At 29.3% G+C, this 5,738-nt stretch carries 4 protein-coding genes; 2 read left to right on the top strand and 2 right to left on the bottom strand.

The features are described 5' to 3' along the window. Window positions 1–534: 534 nt before the first annotated feature. Complete coding sequence (locus BMX53_RS18770; protein WP_167357257.1) at window positions 535–888, top strand: hypothetical protein; 354 nt, start codon at window positions 535–537, stop codon at window positions 886–888. Window positions 889–950: 62 nt separating this feature from the next. On the opposite strand, the gene BMX53_RS18765 is transcribed toward BMX53_RS18770, so the two are convergent. Next, window positions 951–2,033: an MBL fold metallo-hydrolase gene (locus BMX53_RS18765; protein WP_074748487.1), complete on the bottom strand. Its 1,083-nt coding sequence runs from the start codon at window positions 2,031–2,033 to the stop codon at window positions 951–953. A gap of 13 nt (window positions 2,034–2,046) precedes the next feature. Continuing rightward, the gene (avs2, locus tag BMX53_RS18760) at window positions 2,047–5,511 is read right to left on the bottom strand and encodes an AVAST type 2 anti-phage system protein Avs2 (RefSeq protein WP_143061468.1); all 3,465 of its coding nucleotides are present in this window, start codon (window positions 5,509–5,511) and stop codon (window positions 2,047–2,049) included. A 31-nt stretch (window positions 5,512–5,542) separates the two neighbouring features. Between avs2 and BMX53_RS18755 the strand changes: the two genes are divergently transcribed. Then, window positions 5,543–5,738, top strand: a 196-nt coding sequence (locus BMX53_RS18755; protein ID WP_143061467.1) for a helix-turn-helix domain-containing protein, incomplete at its 3' end; no start/stop codon positions are given.

Below are 5,738 nucleotides of genomic sequence, written 5' to 3'. Positions count from 1 at the left end.
ATTAGAAATTTCTTTGATTTTCATCTTAATGATACTTTTTATCATGGTCGTTGAGATAGGTTTATTAGCCATAACTTTGTGATTTTTAATCACAATTTACACTAAAAAACTAAGCTCAGAACTGTTCAGTTTGCACCGGAATCATCTGTTCAGTTTGCACCGGAATTACCTGTTCAGTTTGCACCGGAATTACCTGTTCAGTTTAGGCCGGAATTACCTGTTCAGTTTAAACCGGAATTACCTGTTCAGTTTAAACCGGAATTACCTGTTCAGTTTAAACCGGAATTACCTGTTCAGTTTAGACCGGAATTACCTGTTCAGTTTAGACCGGAATACCCACTAGCAGCAGAATTATATGCAAAATACAAAGATACTTTTGACTTTGTCATGCAAAATGTAGAGTCAGACCTAAATTATATTACCAATAAGTTTAATCATTTTTTACATCATAAACTTCCTAACTATGTAAGAGGATCTGAGGATTATAGTTTCAGTAGGTTTACTACAAAAGAAATAAGTAACATTTTAAAACCTGTGAAATCAGCAAAAAGAGCATGGAAGAATAAAGAACCTTTCTTGTTTGAAATTTCGCTCGAAAAAGAGGAAAGAAGAATTGTTTTTTTGCTAAGTGTATCAGATTTTGATCTATCGTTAAATCAATGTTTACACAAAATATTCATGCAACAAGGGCTAATATGTGCAAACGAAAATAACGATTGGAAAATTTATAATAACATAGCTATTCCATTTGATTTTGATGAATTTAAAAATGACTCATATATAGAGAGTAAATTCGAAGAGATTTACAAAATAGCAGAACCTATTATTCAAAAAACTCAAGATATAATTGTAAGTAATAAAATTGAGATTAAAAAATCTTACTTATAGATTTACAAAGTTTTACTGATGTATTTAGTGTAATCAGGATACACTAGATTACACTAAATACATCATTCAACATTTATCGTAATATATTTATTGTCAAGATACACTACATTAAAATGATATTTATCAAAAATATTATCTTCATCATTCTCGAATATTTCTCTTAATACTTCATTATCATAAGTGAAATAGATATTGTACTTATCACCTAATAGATCCCTATCAGAATTCCTTAAAAGACGAGCAACACATTCTTTATTAGGAAGATTATGTCTATTTTCACCGTTTACACTAAATACATAATTTTTACAATCTAACAGTTTAAATAGTTCATCACTATTATTTCCTTTACTACCATGATGAGCAACTTTAACCCATTCACATTCTAGTTTGTCTTTGTAATTATATCCCAATTTTTTAATGGATTCTACTATAATATTAGGATGTGCATCAGCAAGCCATAAAACTTTTTTCTCATCATATTCACTTAAGATAGCAATACTACTTCCATTCTCAACAGAATCATCTCCTATCCAATTACTTAAATCAAAATCTTTAAGTAAAATATTATAATCATTTCCTAAAGAACTAACTGCATCACTAATTAAATCTTCTCTTTCCTGCTTTTCAAGGTCTTTTGTTGTAGATTTATACTTCTTTCTTAATTTATTTAATTGAGAACTTGTCGGAGATAGTATAGTTAACTCTAAACCAAATATATCAATAGGTTCTAAAGAATTCGTTAAATCAAAATTTAGTAATTTACCTTTCAGGTTAATATAATTATAAAGAAGATCTCCTTGATTAATACTTCTACTATCGCTAACATTATAAAAAATGTCTTTAGCTTGACTTTCTCGTGGCACATTATACCAGATTTTTTCAATTACATCCCTATATTCGCCCGATAGTATCGTTTCTATATATTTTATTATTCCTCCTATATGATCATCATGAATATGTGAGATTATCCATAAATCAATTTTCTCATTGTTATCTATGATCTTTTGAATCTCTTCTTCTAACACATGCCTAAATGTTCTACTATATCCAGAATCAATAAAAATATTATGGTACTTTTTATCAGTACCTAAAAAACGAATACTACCTGCATCTCCACATTCCGCTTGATAAAATTTTACTTCCATTTTTTATATTCTTTTACTCCCTATCGAATGATATAATATCTCCTTTTACAATATCATTCTCAATATAGAAAACTCCACTTAGTTCTTTAAAGTGATTATTGTTCAAATCTCTTGAATTATATGACATCTTCTCTCCTAAAAGTGTCCAAATTATCTCTAGATTGTTCTCTTTAAGATAGTTTAAAAGTTCTTCTTTTTTGAATAATAAATCTCTATGATTTATATTTTGTGCAACAAAATTTCCTTCAAGATTTATAAAATCCCCATCAATAGGGGCATATTTTAACCCTAATCCTTCAAAAAGAGTTTTACAAGGCATATCATAATAAAAATGAGCTCCTGATTTATCATCAGACATTTCTCCAACAGCATCAGTAGAAGCTATTATAACTTTATAGTTAGTATTTGAAATAGTTTCCCACTTTCTAACCTTTTCACTATTCTTATATATTGGAGACCAAAAATTCTCTCTATTTATTAAACTTAATGGAACTGATGATTCAGGCATCCATCTACCCCAAAAATTTTGCTTAGATAACCACTTAGTAATTTTTGATTTATCCTTTTTATGGACAAGATATCCCTGTAACATATAGAATACTTCTTTCCTTCTTCTATCATATTCATCTTGACCAATAGATTTTGGTTCTATCCATTTTACCATCTTCTTTAAAGAAAGCCATTTACTACCATCAATATCCTCTTTCTCCAAAATATTTTTCACAGTAGGTAAATCCAATAGATTATCTACCCATTGTGCATCATTTTCCTGCCAATTATTATATACAGGTTCATCATACCATTTTTTATCCTCAGAAGGATAATCCAATTCTTTGTTATCTTCTTCTACATCCTTACATATAAAAGCTGGATCTATATCTCTTAAATACATTTGCCAAGGTCCTTTGTAATAACTTGACTTCCCTGTCCAGTCTTCAAAGACTTCATGATTATCAGAAACCATTGCTAAAATTTCAAAAAAAGCAATCCATTGATATTTTTTCCCTATTCTCTCGACTTTATTCTCAATTCTATTACTATTCCTTTCTGAAGAGTCATCATATTCACCATGTAATTTGCAATCATATCCTAAATCAAAGACTCTTTTTACTATCCATCTTTTAATTGGTTCAGTGTCAAAAGCATTATCATATCGATTATCTTTCCTATTAATACTTTTTAAGTATGGTAGTATTTTATATTTTAAATATGCCATCTGTTCAGTATCAAAATACTTTTCAGACATTAGTAATAATCTTTGATAAAAATCCTCTCTTACTGACATATGAAATGCATACTTCTCTTCTCCTAAAATTTCCTTTGCTCTTGGTACATTCTTAGTATACCTGACATGCATTTCTTCATATTTCTTAAATGAAGTTACAATTTCTCTTTGAGATTTGTTTAAAGACCTATAGAACAACTTATACTCTTCTTTAAAAGTAAAAGATTCAGATTTAAACTTTTCTAATGCAGGTTTTATAATCTTACGTCCAAAGTCCCACTCTAATACTGAAAAAGAAATTAAATTATGCATTCTACTATTATTCTGTTTAAAACTTAAACTTTCTTGATCTAATTCATACTCCTTTATTTTCTCTACAGTTGGAAAACTTTCAGGCATTTTACTTTTATAGGGTGGACGTACTAGACTTAAATCAATTTTTAGATTAGGATTTAAATAAATAGCATATTCTACAATATTCCTGGCATAGTCTCTTAATAAAATATGATTAGGTGGTGTCCCATTTTTAAACACATAACTATATACAGTATTAGCTATTTTGTTTACTGATTCTATTTTTTCAGTTCTTAAAACACAACCATACGCTACAGCATAAATTCTTTCTAAAATATACAGATCATCTATGTTTTTAAAAGTTTTTAATATTGAAATTAAAGCTTCTGGTTGTTGTTCTAATAGGTTGACTAAGGCTTTTGTGGTTTGGTCTCTTAACTTTCGATGAGTTGATGCTAATAACCATACTAAAGCTTGAGCTGTTAAACGAGCAGTTTCAAAATCAACATTTTTTGACACATTGGGAGTCCAAGCCCAGTCAATTAATCTTCTTATAGGATAGGCTACATTCTCGTCATTATAATCACAAAACCATAACATGTGCCTCTGCCAAAAACCGTCTCTTTTTGACATCTTGACTCCTTTGAATATCTTATTAATTCTATCACTATTAAAAGGATGGTTCTGGACAGGTGCAAGCTCATAAAGCTTGAATAAATATTGGTCATAATCTATATTAAAACTACCCGACTTAAACCATTTTGTAATTTTATCATTATCAATACTATTAACCGCTCTCCAATTTAAACTATCTAAGAAAAACTTATTAACACTATCTTCATCTTGCTTTCTTAAAAATTGATCACTTACCTTGTCAGTAAATACCCATGAAAAAACTTCGTAAATCTCTAATCCAAATTTTTCAGGTAATAGAACAGAAAAAGCTTCTAAAAGTCCATCAAAATGCCAAAAAGTATATTCAATCAACCTACCAAACTCTCCTCCTTTTTGAAAAGAAACTATTAAATCTTCTTTAGTTTCAAACTTATTCAATAAGTCTTCAGCAATAAAAAAGTCTCCTAATCTTTCATATGAGAAATAGATTACTTCTTCATTTTGTTTATTTTCATAATCATAATCAATTCTTCTTATAAAAACATTCTCTTCAATTAAGTCGTTTATAAGGTGTGGGAATTGGGAAAATTTATCTTCAAATAATTCAAATGCTTCTTCCAGCCTCAAGAATCTCTCTTCTTTCTGAAAACATTGGTAAGCAAGATAATGTATTGCTTTTTCAACTATTTTACGATTTTTATATTCATGTCTTTTTCTTTCAAACTTTAAGTTCAAAGTATGAATATACATGCGAAAAACACTGCTTATTCCTTGAAAACCTTGAGGGAACGTTTTTTCTTCAGTTTCTTTTACAGCCTCACATATTATTTTTAAAAACAATGGTTTGGAAAACTCTGGTGCTAGAATTGGAAAATAGGGTTGCTTTAGTTCATGAAAATCACAGAACAACTTTAAAGCCATATACTCGTTCCCTTTAAAACCCTCGTGATTTAAAACTGATACATTACTATTTTTCAATAGTTCATCAGGAATAACATAATCAATATAAGTTGTTCTAATAGATAATACTAACCCAAGAAAAGGGTAATCTAAAAAATCATTTATAAATGATGCTATTCTATCATACCACAAATCAGCTCCTCCTCCTTCATTGATAGCATCAATTAATATTAGGACTCTAGAACCTATTTGTTTTCCTATATTATTTAGCTCTATCAATAATTCTTTTTCAGAACAGCTAAGTCCAAGTTCTGATCTAATATTTTCCCAAACAGTTTTATTGCTACTTAGATTCAACAAATAAATGCAACAGCATTTAAAAGAACAGCGGGGAACATTTGCCCCATGGGGCAAATGTTCCCCGCTGTTGGCGAAAAAAAACATCTACTTTTGAAGTTCCTACACAATCAAAAAGATGTCACATTTAACGTTAGAACAAAGATACAAAATAGAAGCATATAAAAATTTAGGTAGATCACTTAGTGAAATAGGTGATTATATAGGCAAAGACAGATCAGTTGTTAGCAGAGAGCTTAAACGTAATTCAGATGGTAGAAACGGTGTTTATAAAGCCGATCTTGCTCAAAAAAAGACAACACTTCGTCATAAAG

It is taken from the genome of Myroides marinus (genome assembly GCF_900109075.1).
GTDB classification, from domain to species: domain Bacteria; phylum Bacteroidota; class Bacteroidia; order Flavobacteriales; family Flavobacteriaceae; genus Flavobacterium; species Flavobacterium marinum_A.
The sequence above is the reverse complement of the archived record's forward strand: the minus strand, read 5'-3'. Positions and strand labels throughout refer to the sequence as shown.

Coding starts and splice junctions, on each gene's coding strand:
- avs2 (WP_143061468.1), bottom strand. CDS start 5,511: ATGTTTTTTTTCGCCAACAGCGGGGAACATTTGCCCCATGGGGCAAAT.
- BMX53_RS18765 (WP_074748487.1), bottom strand. CDS start 2,033: ATGGAAGTAAAATTTTATCAAGCGGAATGTGGAGATGCAGGTAGTATT.